We start from the raw sequence: 16,719 nt of genomic DNA on the forward strand, positions 1-16,719 counted from the left end.
TTTCTTCATCAAATGTGCTATAATATAAATGATTTATACGAAATCGGGGTGAAAACATGATCGAAAGATATAAGACAATCTACAGTGGCGGTGAGGCGGAGACAATTGAGAAGAAATCACGGTTTATAGCGAATGTCAGATTAGCAGAAAGCGAAGAAGAGGCGCTTGGGTTTATAGAGGAAATGAAAAAAAAGTATTGGGATGCCCGTCATAACTGCTTTGCCTATACGATTGGAGAACGCCAGGAAATCGTGAGAGCAGGAGATGATGGAGAACCCGGGGGGACAGCCGGACGTCCAATGCTGGATGTGCTTCTGGGTGAAGGACTGTGCAATATTGCTTTGGTGGTGACCCGTTATTTTGGCGGGACACTTCTTGGAACAGGAGGTCTTGTCCGTGCCTATTCTGCTGCTGCCCGGGAGGGAATAAAAGCCAGTACCATCATTGAGAAGCAATACGGAACACTTCTGGAAATCCAAACCGATTATAACGGAATAGGAAAGATTCAGTATATTTTGGGAAAATATAAGATTCCCATCACAGATAGTCAGTATACAGATGTGGCGGCAATCACAATCCTGGCACCCATCAGTCAAATCCAGTCCCTGAAGGCAGAGATTACCGAAGCTACCAATGGACGGGCCGTCATGAGTGAGAAAGAAAACCGTTATTTTGCTATCCTGAAAGGAAGAATTCTAACCGGAGATGCACTGCGGCCATAAAACAAAGCGGAGCCCTGAAGGGCTCCGAAACAGATAACTATTCAGCTATATCTTTACGCGGTAATCAGCACTTTTCAGGTTCCGGATAATCCTCACCTGAGGTGTCTGCGGTTACAGATGCGATTTTCACAGCCTCCAGCGGGCAGTCTCTGTAATCGGTAGGAACATTTGCAATTTTGTCAACTACTTCAAGGCCTTCTGTTACCTTGCCGAAGGCAGCATAGGCACCATCCAGATGAGGTGAATTCTTATGCATGATAAAGAACTGGCTGCCGGCGGAGTCTGGCTGCATGGCGCGTGCCATGGATAATACACCTTCTTCGTGATTCAGGCTATTTTCAAAACCGTTCTGGGAAAATTCTCCCTTGATGTTATAGCCGGGGCCGCCTGTGCCATTGCCGGACGGGCATCCGCCCTGAATCATAAATCCCGGAATCACACGATGGAAGGTCAGACCGTTGTAAAATCCCTTCTTAACCAGGCTGATAAAATTGTTTACAGTATTCGGTGCGATTTCCGGATAAAGTTCTGCTTTCATGACATCCCCATTTTCCAGGGTTATCGTAATTATTGGATTTGCCATAGTAATCTCCTTTAAAATTTGATATAGGGACTATTTTACAAGAAAACCCCTCTTTTCGCAAGAGGGGTTCCGCCTATAGTTCGGAGATTTCAGAAATATCCGGTGGAATTGCAAGCGTCGCTACTATTTTGTCATAGCAGGATTCACATAATTCAAAACGGTGTCTTTCCATATCCTTTCCGGAAAAGTATCCCCAACAGCTGTCTACATAACAGATGTCCTCTACAGGTGCGTCATCTATAAGCTTCAATTCTCTGCCACAGCAATTGCAGACTACACGAATCAGCTTTTTTGTTTTTTTATCATACGTTCTCATTCCTATATCCTCCAAAAACTGCTTTTGTCTACGTCTTCAGTGTAAAGCACGGATGTCAAAATTTCCAGTGGGAACTATTGGGCAGGAAGCCGGCAGGTCATGAGAACCGCATTCTCAGTCGGAGATTCATAATAGCGGGGGCGGAGTCCGTCCTGATTAAATCCCAGTTTCCGATATAAAGTGAGAGCCGGTAAGTTGCTTTCACGGACTTCCAGATGGATTTCCCGGATTCCCTGCTGCACGAGCTTTGAACTTAACTGCTCAAGCAGTTTGCGGGCAACCCCTTTGCGGCGAAAGTCCTGAGCTACACAAATATTGGTAATATCTGACTCGGGAGGTGTGAGTATCACGCCGCAGTATCCCAGTATATGATTTCCTTCCACAGCCACAAGAAAATAGGCGTCCTCCCGCATAAGAAAGGAAAGGAATCCATTGGCAGTCCACGGTACGGAAAAATTGGCTTCTTCTATAGACAGTACCTGATCCAAATCCTCAAACAGCATTTCTCTGATTGTAATCATAGATGTTCACCCTCTGTCTTTTCGGCCGATTTTACAGCTTCCTCCCGTTCTCTTTCTGCCTGTGGTTTCCTTAAGTATTCCGGCCGGTGCGCCTCTGCGCTGACTACGATTCCCCTGGCATAATAAATTTCGCCCAATGCTCCGACAGCAGCAGCGCGTTGCTTATTTACATGAGCGGGAGCATAGGAATATGGGATGATAAGACTGGATTCCAGCAAATCCCGGTAGACGGGGGCTCCATCTCCAAGAAAGATCACTTCACGTCCCAGCAAATTCAGTTTTTCTGCCAGATCCGTGACCCCGATTGCCATCTGATCCTCCAGGATTCTTAAAACATGATCCTCATAATCATAGATACCGGTATAAACCTGAGAACGGCGGGCATCCATAATCGGACAGATGATTTTGTCACTGTCATAGATATTATAAGCCAGAGCCTCCACGGTGGGAACCTCGATTAAAGGCTTACCCAGTGCCAGACCAAGGCCTTTAGCAGTTGCCGAACCGATTCTAAGGCCTGTAAATGAGCCGGGACCTGATGCAATCGCAATGGCATCTATCGTATTAAGATCCAGCTCAATCATCTGTGCGATGGTATCTAACATCGGCAGCAAAGTCTGTGAATGTGTCTTTTTATAGTTTACAGTATATTCTGCTAATAAGTTTTCATCTTCGAGTATGGCGACGGAAGCCACCAGCCCGGAGCTGTCCAGTGCTAAAAGTTTCATAACTGATATCCGGTCCCCCTTATATTCAGCACTTCATCCGGAAGTCCCTGAATCGTTATTTTCCTGTAATCAAAGCCCTTGTCCAGATTCTTTTCAATCATTACGGAGATAATATTTTCGGGAAGCAGTTCTTCAATCAGATTTGCCCATTCAATCATGGTTACACCCTGTCCGAAAAAATAATCATCATACCCGATCTCCTCCATCTCTTCAATATCTCCAATCCGATATACATCAAAATGATAGAATGGAAGCCGGCCGTCTTCATATACCTGTACGATGGTAAAGGTGGGGCTGCTGACTGGCTCTGTAATACCAAGCCCTTTGGCAAGGCCCTGTGTAAGGACGGTCTTGCCAACGCCGAGGTCACCAGTCAATGTATAAATCTGTCCCGGCAAAGCCTGTTCGCCAAGCCTTTGTCCAAGTGCGGATGTTTCTGCCGCACTGTGTGTTTCTATTTCCATAAGATACTCCTGCTTCTTTTTTTATCCTGGTATCATCATAGCACAAGTCAGATTCTGATACAATGTACATCTGCTCGACAAACGCAGTAAAATTTGTTATTCTATGTGTAATAAATTTAAATTGCAGCTTATCCATAAGCTTGATCAGGGGGTAGAATTATATGTTTTCAGAATCGTTTGACTGGGTGCTGGCTATCGTGCTGGCCGTTATCAGTGTATTAATGTTTAGTGACAAGGGAGAATTTATTCTCGACATGTTCGATGGCAAGAGAGAAAATCCCAGGAAAAAGTGGCCTCCTGAAAAACAGCGTAAATTCAGCAAGGTCATGGGTGTATTTACGGCCGGGCTTGCGCTGGCGGAGCTCTTGCTGGCTCTTTTCGGACAAACCTATCCTCTGGTTAATCTGGGGGTTTTGCTTGCTATGATTATATTCATAATTGCAGCCTTGGTATATATTAAGAAAAACTTTTAATTTACATGGATTTTACATTTCTCTGATTTTGGATTTTACAAAACCTTGCTATGATGAATTTGCATAAAGAACTGATTTATGTGTAAAATGATAGCAAGAGGAGAACATTATGAAGAGAAAAAAAATAGCAGCAGCAATAGCGATAACAATAGCAGCTGTGATGGTCACAGGCTGTGGAAGCAGCAACGGCAAAAAGAGTGATGCAAAGGATAGTGCTGCGATTAACCTGATTTCCCGTGAAGACGGTTCCGGAACAAGAGGTGCGTTTATTGAATTGTTCGGTATTGAAGAGGAACAAAATGGTGAAAAGTCAGACATGACGTCTGAGGAGGCTCAGATTACGAATAATACATCGGTTATGATGACGACAGTGGCCGGTGATGCCTCTTCTATTGGATATATCTCACTGGGATCTTTGAACGATACGGTAAAGGCCTTGAAGATTGACGGAGCTGTGGCCAGTGCCGACAGTGTAAAGACAGGCTCCTATAAGATTACCAGGCCATTTAATATAGTTACAAAGGATGATATCAGTGAAGCCGCACAGGAATTTGTAAATTATATCTTAAGCAGCGATGGACAAAAAGTCGTAGAAGCCGAAGGATATATTCCGCTGGATGGACTGGATGCTTATCAGGGTACAAATCCAAAAGGTAAGATTGTGGTGGCAGGCTCATCCTCTGTAACACCGGTTATGGAAAAACTGGCTGAAGCATATAAGACGGTCAATGCGAATGCAGAAATTGAGGTACAGCAGTCTGACTCCACGACAGGCGTTACTTCAACAAGAGATGGACTTTGTGATATTGGTATGGCATCCCGTGAATTAAAAGATTCTGAATCCTCCTTTGGTCTTACTTCTACGGTAATTGCAACGGATGGTATAGCGGTCATTGTTAATAAAGATAATGCAATTGACGAATTGAAAAGCAGCCAGGTGAAGGATATTTACACCGGTGAAATTACCGATTGGTCCGAACTTACACAGTGATGTATAGGAGAATTCAGATATGAAAGTACGTGAAATGAAAGAGACACTTATGAAAATAGTGTTTTTGATAGCGGCCTGTGCCTCGGTACTGGCCGTAATTCTCATCTGTGTGTTTTTGTTTGCAAATGGTATTCCTGCTATCCGTCAGATTGGGGTCTTTGATTTCCTGCTGGGGAAAACCTGGAAACCGGGTAACAATTTGTATGGGGTTCTTCCTATGATTATGGGAAGTATTTATGTTACGGCAGGAGCAATCATTTTTGGAGTGCCGATTGCACTGCTGACCTCGATTTTTCTGGCACGGTTTTGTCCCCATAAGATATACGGGTTCTGCCGTTCGGCGATTAACCTGATGGCCGGAGTTCCATCCGTGGTATATGGCTTTTTCGGTCTTGTAGTTTTGGTTCCGTTCGTAAAAGAAGTATTTGGAATCCCAAACGGGAACACAATGCTGACCGCCTCCATATTATTAGCTATTATGATTCTTCCCACAGTGGTAGGTGTAACAGAGTCAGCTCTTCAAAGTGTGCCTGACAGTTATTATGAGGGAGCATTAGCCCTTGGTGCCACACATACGCAGAGTGTATTCTTTATCGTTGTTCCGGCAGCAAAATCAGGCATTATAGCCGGAATTGTTCTTGGTATAGGACGTGCGGTTGGGGAGACGATGGCGGTAATCATGGTTGCCGGAAACCAGGCGCGCATGCCGAAAGGTCTTACAAAAGGAATACGGACACTTACCTCCAACATCGTGTTGGAAATGGGATATGCAGCTGATCTCCACAGAGAAGCCTTAATCGCAACCGGTGTTGTGCTTTTTGTATTTATCCTGATCATCAATCTGATTGTGACGGTACTGAATCGGAGGTCGGAGCATGGAAAATAACAAAATCGTGGTTACTTATAGAAAGAGCTATACATCAAAACTGCTTACTGCACTTACCTGGGGAGCCTTTTGCCTTGCGATGGCAGTACTGGCATTTCTGGTATTGTTCATATTGATAAAGGGACTGGGGAATATTACCCCGGATTTATTTGCTTTGGAATATACCAGTGAAAATGCATCACTGGTACCGGCAGTTGTAAATACGCTGTTTATGACCATAATTTCTCTGCTCATCGCTGTGCCGCTGGGTGTGTTCGCCGCAATTTTTCTTGTTGAGTATACAGATAACAAGGGAAAATTGGTGAGTCTGATCCGCATCACGGCGGAAACGTTGTCCGGAATCCCATCCATTGTCTATGGATTATTCGGAATGTTGTTTTTTGCCACTGCTTTGAACTGGGGATATTCCATGCTCACAGGTGCATTTACGATGGCAATCATGATACTGCCTCTTATTATGCGGACGTCAGAGGAGGCATTGTTGTCAGTTCCTGATTCTTACCGGGAGGCAAGCTTCGGACTGGGAGCCGGAAAACTGCGCACCATCTTCCGGATTGTGCTGCCCTCTGCAATACCCGGAATCCTTTCAGGCATTATATTGGGCACCGGCCGGGTGGTGGGGGAGACCGCAGCCTTAATTTTTACGGCTGGAACTGTGGCAAAATACGCCGGATTTATGGATTCGGGACGAACCCTTGCAGTTCATATGTATGTTTTGTCCAGCGAAGGACTCCATATGGATAAAGCCTATGCCACTGCAGTTATTCTCTTAGGTTTTGTCTTGCTCATCAATGGGCTGTCAGGACTTGCTGCCAAAAAAATCGCGAAAGGATAAAGAGCATGGATAAAATAACAGTTGAAAATATGAATCTTTACTACGGAGATTTTCAAGCCCTGAAGGATGTGAGTCTAAAAATGCAGGAAAAGGAAATTACAGCGTTTATCGGTCCCAGTGGATGCGGTAAATCTACGCTTTTGAAATCCCTGAACCGAATGAATGACTTAATCAGTGGATGTAAAATCACAGGGAAGATCTGTCTGGACGGAGAGGATATTTATGATAAAAAGATGGACGTAAATGCTTTGCGTAAAAGGGTGGGCATGGTATTTCAGAAACCAAACCCATTTCCTATGAGCATCTATGACAATGTTGCATACGGGCCCAGGACACATGGGATTAAAAGCAAGGCAAAGCTGGATGAAATAGTGGAAACCTCTTTGCGTCAGGCGGCTATCTGGGATGAGGTAAAGGACAGATTGAAAAAAAGTGCGCTGGGAATGTCAGGTGGACAACAGCAGAGGCTTTGTATTGCCCGTGCACTGGCTGTACAGCCGGATGTTCTTTTGATGGATGAGCCTACTTCTGCACTGGATCCCATCTCCACCTCTAAAATTGAAGATTTGGCTGAGAAATTAAAGAAGCAATATACGATTATCATGGTAACCCATAACATGCAGCAGGCTGCACGAATTTCAGATAAGACCGTTTTCTTTTTGCTGGGTGAAGTCATTGAATATGGGGATACGGAGCAGATATTCTCCATGCCCGGGGACAAAAGAACAGAGGACTACATTTCGGGAAGATTTGGTTGAATGCAGCGCAGACTGATGCACATAAAAAAGGAAAGGCTGAGTGCATATTTATGAGAGAGTTATTTCAAAAACAACTGGAAGAACTGCATACCCTGCTGATTGAGATGGGAGCGCTGTGTGAACAGGTCATTGAGCGCACCTATCAGGTATTGATGGCAGAAGACCGGAATGCTGCCTCTGAAATCATAAAAGGAGATGACATCATCGATAATAAGGAGCGCGAAATTGAGTCCCTGTGTCTTAAAATCCTTCTCCAGCAGCAGCCCGTGGCAAGTGATCTGCGCCGCGTATCTGCAGCACTTAAGATGATTACAGATATGGAAAGGATTGGGGATCAGGCAGCTGATATTGCTGAGATTATCATGACTTCGAATCTGAAGGCTCCTGTCAAAGAAATCGGGTTGAATGAGATGGCAAAGGCAACTATGAAGATGGTGACGGAAAGTATTGATTCCTTTGTAAAACAGGATCTGAAAATCGCCCAGAAGGTGATTGCCGATGATGATATTGTGGATCAACTGTTCCTGGATGTGAGAAATCATCTGGCACAGGGTATGGCCGACGATGTTGCGACAAGGGAACAGCTTTTGGACCTCCTTATGATAGCTAAATATTATGAGCGTATCGGCGATCACGCCACAAATATTGCTGAATGGGTGGAATTTTCAATTTTGGGACAGCACAGAGAAGAAGACGAATAAGAAAGGCTGGTTATGATTTACTGCGTGGAAGATGAACGTAATATCAGGGAACTCATCGTATATACATTGGAATCCAGTGGCTACCCTGCAAAGGGTTTTGGGGGCGGCAAAGAACTTTATCAGAGTATAGAGGAGGAAATTCCGGAGCTCATACTGCTGGATATTATGCTTCCGGGCGATGATGGAATGAAAATACTGGAGAAACTAAAGTCTTCTGAGCGGACAAAATTCATTCCCGTGATTTTAGTGACAGCCAAAGGTGCCGAATATGATAAGGTGATGGGACTTAACTGTGGAGCCGATGATTATATCACGAAGCCGTTTGGCATGATGGAATTTATTGCGCGTGTAAAAGCGGTTCTTCGCCGGTCAGGAAGGGAGCGGCCTTTTGATATTTTGGAAAACGGCGAACTGAAACTTCTGGAAAAGCAGCATCAGGTAATAGCGGCAGGCCGGGAGGTGGCCTTGACGTTCAAGGAGTTTGAACTGTTAAAGTACCTGATGGAGAATCAAGGTATTGTATTATCCAGGGACCGGATATTGAGTCACATCTGGGGATATGATTTTGACGGTGAAACTCGTACGGTAGACGTTCATATCCGTACACTCCGCCAAAAATTAGGTGCGTGTGGTGAACGGATTGAGACGGTACGCGGTGTGGGATATAAGATGGGCGATTGAGTATGAAGAGAAAGATATTTAAACATACAGGTCTGCTGGTGGTTCTGGCGGTATTGTTTACATTTTTGATGATGCATATAGTGTTATATGACAGGACATCACGTGACATGAAGGATTCTGTACGCACGGAGTGCAGGAATCTTAAGAGCATACTGGATCAGGTAGGAGAGGATTATCTTACACCGGAGACAGGTGATCTTACCTCAAGCCGGCTTACACTGATTGATGGAGAGGGCAAGGTACTGTTCGAATCTCTGGAGCCTGCGGATCGTATGGAGGCTCATGGGGACAGACCGGAGTTCCGACAAGCTATATCCACGGGTACGGGAAGCGATTTGAGAGCTTCAAAGACCTTTCATGAACAGGTTTACTACTATGCCATGCGCCTGGAGGATGGGAATGTGATTCGTGTGTCCAGAAGCATGGATACTGTGTTTAAGAATATGGAGTCCGGTTTTTTACTGGTATTGGGCTTACTTGCACTGTTCGGTACGCTTGCGCTGATTTTTGTTAACAGAACGGCAAAGCGGCTGATAGAGCCGATTAATCATCTGGATCTGGAACACCCTCTGGACAGCGTCGTGTATGAAGAGTTAAGCCCTCTGCTCGTAAGAATCGAACAGCAGAACCGGCAGATACAGGAGCAGATGTCCATGCTGAAGCGGAGCCAGGAAGAATATCTGGCAATCACAGAGTATATGAAGGACGGACTGATTGTGACAAACCGGAAAGTAGTATTATCGATGAACCGGGCAGCACAGAATTTGTTTGATGTGACACAGGAAGAGTGTGTGAACCATGATATTATTACCGTCAGCCGGAATGAAAAGCTAAGAGTCGCCTTTCAGGCAGCACTTTCAGGAGAATCCGAAGACCTGATGATGGATATTCAGGGAAGAACTTATCAGCTGCTGGCGAATCCGGTAAGAGCGGGAGAAGCAAAAGTAACAGGTGTTGTGATTCTGATCCTGGATATTACGGAAAGACAAAAAGCAGAGATGATGAGAAAAGAGTTTTCGGCCAATGTATCTCACGAGTTGAAAACACCGCTTATGTCCATATCCGGCTATGCTGAAATCATCGAAAACGGTATGGTGAAACCCGGGGACATCCGGAAATTCGCAGGGAGAATCCACAGCGAAGCAAACAGACTTACAGCACTGGTGGAGGATATCATCAAGCTTTCCCGGCTGGATGAGCAGGAGAAATCCCTTTCCATGGAGAAGGTGGATCTGCTGGAAATTGCTAAAGAGGTGGAGAGACGTCTGACACTTAAGGCCGATAAAGCGCATGTACGGATGGAAATCCGGGGAGAAAAAGCAGTAGTGACAGGAAACTGTCAGGTGTTGTATGAGATGATTTTCAATCTCTGTGACAACGCTGTCAAGTATAACCATCCGGGTGGCTTTGTAGAGGTCTGTGTCCTGACGGGTTCTGCCGGAAAAGCAGAAGTCCGGGTACGTGACGATGGAATAGGAATCGCTAAAGAAGACCAGGAAAGAATCTTTGAGCGCTTTTACCGGGTGGATAAAAGCCATTCCAGGGAAACCGGAGGTACGGGCCTGGGGCTTTCAATTGTAAAGCATGGCGCCATATTGCATGATGCAAAGATTTATATGAAGAGTGCATTGGGAAAAGGGACTACAGTTTCCCTTGTCTTTTGATAAAAAAGTGCCTGGGCACTTTTTTATTTTGTACTGTTTTGAATACAAATAATTCTTGAAATCAGGAGATTCATATGGTAATCTTAGAACATGATTGGAAACGTTACCGGAAACGTTCCTGGAATCAGACTATTGCAAAATTTATTTGAGTAAGGAGCGGATTATGAGAACAAGCGGTGTATTACTCCCTATTTCGGCATTGCCTTCAAAATATGGGATTGGTAGTTTTTCAAAAGAGGCTTTTACGTTTGTGGATCAGCTGAAAAAGGGAGGACAGAGGAACTGGCAGATTCTCCCTTTGGGTGCCACCGGATATGGAGACTCCCCTTATCAGTCATTCTCGACCTATGCAGGTAATCCATATTATATTGATCTGGAAACTTTAATTGAGGAGGGCCTGTTAACAAAGACGGAATGTGAGGCTTGCGATTTTGGAGATAATCCCCGGTATATTGATTATAAGAGGATATATGACAGCAGATTTGATATCTTAAGAAAGGCGTTTGGGCGGTTTTCTCCGGACACGGAGTTTGAAACATTTGTAATGGAGAACTCCTGGTGGCTGAAGGATTACTGCCTCTATATGGCGGTAAAGAACAGTCTGGGGGGGATAAGCTGGAGCCAGTGGAGTGAGGAGCTGAAGCAAAGAGAAGCCGGAGCTTTGAAAGAAAAGCAGGAGGAGCTGGCGGAGGAGATTCAGTTCTTCCGTTTTCAGCAATATGAATTTATAAAGCAATGGAGGGCGCTTAAGTCTTATGCCAATGCGAACGGAATACGCATTATCGGAGATATCCCCATCTACGTGGCATTTGACAGCGCGGATACATGGGCGAATCCGGAGCTGTTTCAGTTTGATGAGAAGGGAAATCCTGTGGCGGTGGCAGGCTGTCCCCCGGATGCATTTTCCAAAACAGGACAGCTATGGGGGAATCCGCTGTATCGCTGGGATTATCATAAGGCGACGGGATTCGAATGGTGGATTCGCCGGATGAAGTATTCCTTTACACTCTATGATACGGTGCGGGTCGATCATTTCCGGGGATTTGACGAGTATTATGCAATTCCCTATGGAGATGCCACAGCGGAGTTCGGCTGGTGGGAAAAAGGCCCGGGACTGTTCCTGTTTCAGGCTATGAAAGAAAAGCTTGGGACTGTGGATATTATTGCAGAGGATCTGGGTTATCTGACGGGGAGTGTCTTAAAACTGGTAAGGGATACAGGATATCCCGGGATGAAGGTATTGCAGTTTGCATTTGATTCAAGAGAAGAGAGTGACTATCTGCCCCATAACTACCAGCATAATTGTGTTGTATATACGGGGACGCATGATAACAACACAATACTGGGGTGGCTGGGAGAGATGGCTCCTGAGGACCGGAAGTTTGCAAGACATTATATGCACAATGCAAAAACCGCAAGGAAGGAGCTTCCCTGGGACTTTATCCGTCTGGCTCTTGCCTCGGTAGCCGACCTCGCTGTAATTCCGATACAGGATTATCTTTGCCTGGGAAGCGAAGCCAGAATTAATACGCCCTCCACACTTGGAACAAACTGGAAGTGGAGACTGCTCCCCGGCGAGATTGGTGATAAATTATTGGACAGGATGAAGGATATTACAAAGCTGTATGGGAGGCTGCCTGCGTAAATGACAATAAAAGATATAGCTAAAAGATGTAAAGTCGGCGTCAGTACTGTATCGAGAGCGATGAATGATCACCCGGATATCAATCCTGAGACGAAGGCAATGATTCTGCGTGTCATAAAAGAATCCAACTATGTACCGAATAACAGTGCCCGCAACTTGAAGCGGTCAGATGCCAGGGCGATTGCAGTACTGATCAAGGGGATTGGGAATACGTTCTTCAATCAATTGCTAAGTGTAATTGAGAAGGCCTGTCACGACAGGGGCTATAGCTGTATCCTGCAGAGAGTGGAAGAAGGGGAGGATGAGATTGACGTGGCTCTTAAAGTTGCCAAAGAAAAGAAGCTGCGTGGGATTGTATTTCTGGGAGGAAACTTTTCACATCCCCGGGATAAGATGTTACAGATGGAAATTCCATATGTCTTAAGCACCATCTATTCTACAGATGCTAAAGCAGATGACTGCGCAAGTGTGTCGGTAGATGATTTTACAGAAAGTTATAAGATGACTGACTATCTGATTGGACTAGGGCATCGGAGAATTGCAATTATTACAGCGTGCAGGGAAGATGAAAGTATCGGTAAACTGCGCCTGATGGGCTATTGCAGGGCGTTGGAGGAACATGGGATTCCTTTGGATGAGAAGCTGGTCTGCTACATGGAAAAGAATGTGGATCAATACTCGTTCCGGTCAGGATATAAAATCACGAAAGAGTTGTTGAAACGCGATACCGCCTTTACTGCTCTGTATGCGACCTCGGATACTCTGGCGATCGGCGCCTGCAGGGCGTTGAAGGAAGAGGGAATCCGGGTACCGGAAGATTGTTCCGTGGCCGGGTTTGACGGCATGGATGCCGGAGAGTTTTATATTCCGGCCATTACAACAATCCGGCAGCCGGTGGAAAAAATCGCCCTGGCTACGGCTGATCTTTTATTTGAGATGATTAAGAACAAGGAGCAGCCAAAGCGCGTGATTTTCGACGGTGAGCTTTTAGTCCGGGAATCAACGGCTGCGTGTAAAAAAACGGATACCAGGGTCAAAATACCTTTTGCCCCTTACATTATTTAACAGGAAAGGAATATATCCATGGAAGAAAGATTGCAGAATATTTTACTTGAGCGTTTTGGGAGAGATATTGATTCTTGTACAAAGGAGGAAATTTTTGCAGCACTGCTGATTATCACCAGAGAGGAGACTTCCAATCTCCCTGAAAATGAAGGAAAGAAGAAGCTTTACTATATTTCTGCGGAATTTCTGATTGGTAAGCTTTTGTCCAACAATCTGATTAATCTGGGACTCTACGAGGAGGTGGAGCAGACACTGGCCAGGCATGGCTTAAAGCTATGCGAAATTGAGGAGATAGAGATGGAACCTTCTCTTGGAAATGGGGGGCTGGGACGCCTTGCTGCCTGCTTTTTGGATTCGATAGCCACTTTAGGCCTGCCGGGAGACGGAATCGGGCTCAATTACCATTTTGGCCTGTTTCGTCAGCAATTTGTGAACAATAAGCAGAAAGAGACAAAAAATCCATGGATTACACGAGACAGCTGGCTGATGCGCAAGCCGGTTACATTTACGGTTCCCTTTAAAAATTTCTCCATGCAGTCTGTACTGTATGATATCGATGTGCCGGGCTATGGATCCGGATGTAACAGACTGCACTTATTTGACGTGGACTCGGTGGATGAAAGTATCGTACCGGAAGACAGTATCGACTTTGATAAGTACCAGATTCAGAAGAACCTGACATTATTTCTTTACCCGGATGACTCCGATGATGCAGGGCGTATGCTCAGAATCTATCAGCAGTATTTTATGGTCAGCAATGGTGCACAGTTGATTTTAAAAGAGTGTGAAGAGAAGGGGCATGATATTCACAGGCTGTATGATTATGTGGTGATACAGATCAACGACACCCATCCTTCCATGGTGATTCCGGAATTAATACGCCTGCTTATACAAAGAGGTTTCTCCATGGATGAGGCAATTGAGGTTGTGAGTAAGACTTGTGCTTACACAAATCATACGATTCTGGCTGAAGCACTGGAAAAGTGGCCGATGGCTTATCTGGAACAGGTGGTACCTCATCTGCTTCCAATCATCAGGGAACTGGATAGCAGAGTGCGGGCAAAATGTAAAGATGAAACCACATATATTATTGATGAAAAAAAGCGCGTACACATGGCCCATATGGATATCCACTATGGCTTTTCCGTAAACGGGGTAGCTGCACTGCATACGGAGATTTTAAAAAACACAGAACTGAAGAACTTTTATAAACTATATCCAAAGAAATTTAATAATAAAACAAATGGGATTACCTTCCGCCGGTGGCTGCTTCACTGTAACCGGGAACTTACTGCCTATATGGAAAGCTTGATTGGCAGCGGATTTAAGACGGATGCAAGGGAGCTGGAGAAGCTGCTGGATTTCCAGAAGGAGAAACGTGTCCTGAATCAGCTGGCCGATATCAAACTGCAGAAGAAAAAAGAGTTCAGGGAATATCTGTATGAAACACAGAACATTCTGGTGGATGAACATTCTATTTTTGACGTTCAGGTAAAACGTCTGCACGAATACAAACGCCAGCAGATGAATGCTTTATACGCAATTTATAAATATCTGGACATTAAAAAGGGCAATAGGCCGGCCACGCCAATCACCCTTATTTTCGGTGCCAAAGCGGCTCCGGCATATGTAATAGCAAAGGATATTATTCATCTGATTCTCTGTCTGCAGCAGCTGATTGAACATAACCCAGAAGTCAGGCCATACTTCCGGGTGCTGATGCTTGAAAACTACAATGTATCAAAAGCGGCAAAGGTGATTCCGGCAGCCAATATCTCTGAGCAGATTTCACTGGCCTCCAAAGAGGCCTCCGGAACGGGTAACATGAAGTTCATGCTGAACGGCGCTGTGACCCTGGGTACGGAAGACGGGGCGAATGTGGAAATCGAAGAGCTTGTGGGAGAGGAGAATATCTATATCTTCGGAAAACGTCCGCAGGATGTCATAGATTTATACGAGGAAGAAGCTTACTGCTCAAAGGATATCTATGAAGAAGATGAACTGATTCATGAGCTGGTGGATTTTATCATCGGTGATGAGCTGAAGGCAATTGGCGATGAAGAGAACCTGAAGCGCCTGCATAAGGAGCTGATCAGTAAAGACTGGTTTATGACCCTGCTGGATACGAGGGAATATATAAAGACAAAGGAAAAGGTATATGCAGATTACGAAGACCAGTTGGAGTGGAATAGAAAAGCGCTTGTTAATATCGCAAAGGCGGGATTCTTTTCTTCTGACCGGACAATTGAACAGTACAATCAGGATATCTGGCATCTGAGTTAAATACCTATGGAAGGTCATCCTTTTCATGCTGGCATGAAAAAGGATGACCTTTTGATACTATACTGCCGGAGTCTTTTTCAGCGTGCGCAGCCTTCTGCACATTTCATCTACGACGGCCGGCTCAGATGCATAACAGATACGGAACCAGCCTGGCTTATCTGTGGCAAATACACGGCCCGGTGAGATATTGATCTTTAACTCATCAAAGATTTTATGCCAGAGGCACTGCTGGACGACCATAAGCTGGGAAAAAATCTTACATGCTTCTGTATGGTGACTCTGAAAGAACAGTCTTATGCCGCACAGAAGAAATTCCGCCAGCTCATTCAACAGATACCGGAAATTGTTGAATGTCATTGTATTACGTGGTTAAGAGTTACACTTATCCTGTTCTGAAAACAATAAAGAACTATCCGGGAGTGCAGCTATAAGACGCTTCCTTTTTAGCTTCGTCCCATTTCTCTGGACTTCTCCGTACAAACTTTTACCGCAGAAATCACGGCATCTCTCATCCCTTTCCGTTCTAACTCACATACTGCTGCAATTGTAGTGCCGCCGGGCGAGCATACCATGTCCTTTAATGCTCCGGGATGTTGGTTGGTATCCAGTACCATCTTAGCGGAACCCAAGACTGCCTGGGCAGAAAATTCATAAGCCAAAGCTCTTGGCATACCTTCCGCAACCGCTGCATCAGCCATAGCCTCTATGAACATATATACGTAGGCGGGGGAGGAGCCGCTGATTCCGGTCACCACATCCATCAGATGTTCCGGAACAACCTCTGCCTTCCCGAGACTCTTGAAGATTTCCAGGACATCTGTAAGTTCCTCCTCATCAAGAAATTTATTAGGACTTATGGCGGCCATTCCTGCACCCACCAGAGCGGGGGTATTAGGCATTACTTTTGCCAGTTTAATATCCCGTTCGAAAAGCGCTTCGATTTTTTCTATGGACTGCCCTGCAGCGATTGCTACTATGATGGTGTTTTCTCTTATACTTTCTTTTATTTCTTTAATTACAACGGGGTATATATTCGGCTTTACAGATAAAAATAAGATATCCGAGTGAGCAGCCACGTGGAGATTATCCGATGAGGTATGAATTCCAAATTTCTCTCTCAGGCTCTCAAGTGCAGACGGCGAGATATCTGCTGCCGTAATGTCAGAGGGTGAGACCAGATGAGAGGAAATAATACCTCCTATAATCGCACTTCCCATATTTCCGCTTCCGATAAAACCAATTGATTTTTTCATATTGAGCCTCCATGCTTTCGACTTTTAGATAAATTATAAATGATTTGCTGAATAATGCAAGCGATAAATACCCTGGCAATCGGCCTTTTATTCTGTTACAATAATCTAAGGATAAAATTGTAACAAATCTGCATGGCTGAACTGTTGCAA

At 44.9% G+C, this 16,719-nt stretch carries 19 protein-coding genes; 12 read left to right on the forward strand and 7 right to left on the reverse strand.

The genetic code is table 11. From position 1 onward, the window contains the following. Positions 1 to 56: 56 nt before the first annotated feature. On the forward strand, positions 57 to 722 hold the full coding sequence (locus KNL20_RS01095; protein WP_230398859.1) for a YigZ family protein: 666 nt from the start codon (positions 57 to 59) through the stop codon (positions 720 to 722). 64 nt (positions 723 to 786) lie between these two features. Here KNL20_RS01095 and KNL20_RS01100 read toward each other — a convergent pair whose 3' ends face one another. The 5 genes from KNL20_RS01100 to tsaE form a co-directional block, all read right to left on the reverse strand. Continuing rightward, the gene (locus KNL20_RS01100) at positions 787 to 1,305 is read right to left on the reverse strand and encodes a peptidylprolyl isomerase (protein WP_230398860.1); all 519 of its coding nucleotides are present in this window, start codon (positions 1,303 to 1,305) and stop codon (positions 787 to 789) included. Between the two features lie 73 nt (positions 1,306 to 1,378). Next, on the reverse strand, positions 1,379 to 1,621 hold the full coding sequence (locus KNL20_RS01105) for a hypothetical protein (protein ID WP_230398861.1): 243 nt from the start codon (positions 1,619 to 1,621) through the stop codon (positions 1,379 to 1,381). A 74-nt stretch (positions 1,622 to 1,695) separates the two neighbouring features. Next, positions 1,696 to 2,142, reverse strand: coding sequence for a ribosomal protein S18-alanine N-acetyltransferase (gene rimI / locus KNL20_RS01110; RefSeq protein WP_230398862.1), 447 nt, complete (start codon positions 2,140 to 2,142; stop codon positions 1,696 to 1,698). Beyond that, the gene (gene tsaB / locus KNL20_RS01115) at positions 2,139 to 2,870 is read right to left on the reverse strand and encodes a tRNA (adenosine(37)-N6)-threonylcarbamoyltransferase complex dimerization subunit type 1 TsaB (RefSeq protein ID WP_230398863.1); all 732 of its coding nucleotides are present in this window, start codon (positions 2,868 to 2,870) and stop codon (positions 2,139 to 2,141) included. The genes rimI and tsaB overlap by 4 nt, the downstream gene beginning before the upstream one ends. Then, positions 2,867 to 3,334, reverse strand: coding sequence for a tRNA (adenosine(37)-N6)-threonylcarbamoyltransferase complex ATPase subunit type 1 TsaE (tsaE, locus tag KNL20_RS01120; RefSeq protein WP_230398864.1), 468 nt, complete (start codon positions 3,332 to 3,334; stop codon positions 2,867 to 2,869). The genes tsaB and tsaE overlap by 4 nt, the downstream gene beginning before the upstream one ends. A gap of 161 nt (positions 3,335 to 3,495) precedes the next feature. Between tsaE and KNL20_RS01125 the strand changes: the two genes are divergently transcribed. The 11 genes from KNL20_RS01125 (at position 3,496) to KNL20_RS01175 (ending at position 15,316) form a co-directional block, all read left to right on the forward strand. After that, complete coding sequence (locus KNL20_RS01125) at positions 3,496 to 3,807, forward strand: DUF3784 domain-containing protein (protein ID WP_230398865.1); 312 nt, start codon at positions 3,496 to 3,498, stop codon at positions 3,805 to 3,807. Positions 3,808 to 3,916: 109 nt separating this feature from the next. After that, positions 3,917 to 4,798 carry a substrate-binding domain-containing protein gene (locus KNL20_RS01130; protein WP_230398866.1) on the forward strand — a complete coding sequence of 294 codons (882 nt, stop codon included), beginning with the start codon at positions 3,917 to 3,919 and terminating at the stop codon, positions 4,796 to 4,798. A 19-nt stretch (positions 4,799 to 4,817) separates the two neighbouring features. After that, entirely contained in the window at positions 4,818 to 5,684 is an 867-nt protein-coding gene (gene pstC, locus KNL20_RS01135) for a phosphate ABC transporter permease subunit PstC (protein WP_230398867.1), read from the forward strand. Then, the gene (gene pstA / locus KNL20_RS01140; RefSeq protein ID WP_329957484.1) at positions 5,674 to 6,519 is read left to right on the forward strand and encodes a phosphate ABC transporter permease PstA; all 846 of its coding nucleotides are present in this window, start codon (positions 5,674 to 5,676) and stop codon (positions 6,517 to 6,519) included. The genes pstC and pstA overlap by 11 nt, the downstream gene beginning before the upstream one ends. Before the next feature lie 5 nt (positions 6,520 to 6,524). Continuing rightward, the gene (pstB, locus tag KNL20_RS01145) at positions 6,525 to 7,277 is read left to right on the forward strand and encodes a phosphate ABC transporter ATP-binding protein PstB (protein WP_230398868.1); all 753 of its coding nucleotides are present in this window, start codon (positions 6,525 to 6,527) and stop codon (positions 7,275 to 7,277) included. Between the two features lie 50 nt (positions 7,278 to 7,327). Then, a complete protein-coding gene (gene phoU, locus KNL20_RS01150) occupies positions 7,328 to 7,978 on the forward strand; it encodes a phosphate signaling complex protein PhoU (protein ID WP_230398869.1) in 651 nt (216 codons plus the stop codon). Positions 7,979 to 7,990: 12 nt separating this feature from the next. After that, on the forward strand, positions 7,991 to 8,659 hold the full coding sequence (locus KNL20_RS01155) for a winged helix-turn-helix domain-containing protein (protein ID WP_230398870.1): 669 nt from the start codon (positions 7,991 to 7,993) through the stop codon (positions 8,657 to 8,659). Positions 8,660 to 8,661: 2 nt separating this feature from the next. Then, on the forward strand, positions 8,662 to 10,323 hold the full coding sequence (locus KNL20_RS01160; protein WP_230398871.1) for a sensor histidine kinase: 1,662 nt from the start codon (positions 8,662 to 8,664) through the stop codon (positions 10,321 to 10,323). A 163-nt stretch (positions 10,324 to 10,486) separates the two neighbouring features. Continuing rightward, positions 10,487 to 11,968 (forward strand): 4-alpha-glucanotransferase, encoded by a 1,482-nt coding sequence (gene malQ, locus KNL20_RS01165; protein WP_230398872.1) that lies wholly within the window; start codon positions 10,487 to 10,489, stop codon positions 11,966 to 11,968. Further along, positions 11,969 to 13,033 carry a LacI family DNA-binding transcriptional regulator gene (locus tag KNL20_RS01170; RefSeq protein WP_230398873.1) on the forward strand — a complete coding sequence of 355 codons (1,065 nt, stop codon included), beginning with the start codon at positions 11,969 to 11,971 and terminating at the stop codon, positions 13,031 to 13,033. An 18-nt stretch (positions 13,034 to 13,051) separates the two neighbouring features. Next, entirely contained in the window at positions 13,052 to 15,316 is a 2,265-nt protein-coding gene (locus KNL20_RS01175; RefSeq protein ID WP_230398874.1) for a glycogen/starch/alpha-glucan phosphorylase, read from the forward strand. Between the two features lie 57 nt (positions 15,317 to 15,373). Here KNL20_RS01175 and KNL20_RS01180 read toward each other — a convergent pair whose 3' ends face one another. After that, positions 15,374 to 15,673: an aminotransferase class I/II-fold pyridoxal phosphate-dependent enzyme gene (locus KNL20_RS01180; RefSeq protein WP_230398875.1), complete on the reverse strand. Its 300-nt coding sequence runs from the start codon at positions 15,671 to 15,673 to the stop codon at positions 15,374 to 15,376. 86 nt (positions 15,674 to 15,759) lie between these two features. Next, positions 15,760 to 16,569, reverse strand: coding sequence for a pyrroline-5-carboxylate reductase (gene proC, locus KNL20_RS01185; protein WP_230398876.1), 810 nt, complete (start codon positions 16,567 to 16,569; stop codon positions 15,760 to 15,762). Positions 16,570 to 16,719: the final 150 nt, after the last annotated feature.

The sequence above is a fragment of the Novisyntrophococcus fermenticellae genome, from assembly GCF_018866245.1.
Classification (GTDB): domain Bacteria; phylum Bacillota; class Clostridia; order Lachnospirales; family Lachnospiraceae; genus Novisyntrophococcus; species Novisyntrophococcus fermenticellae.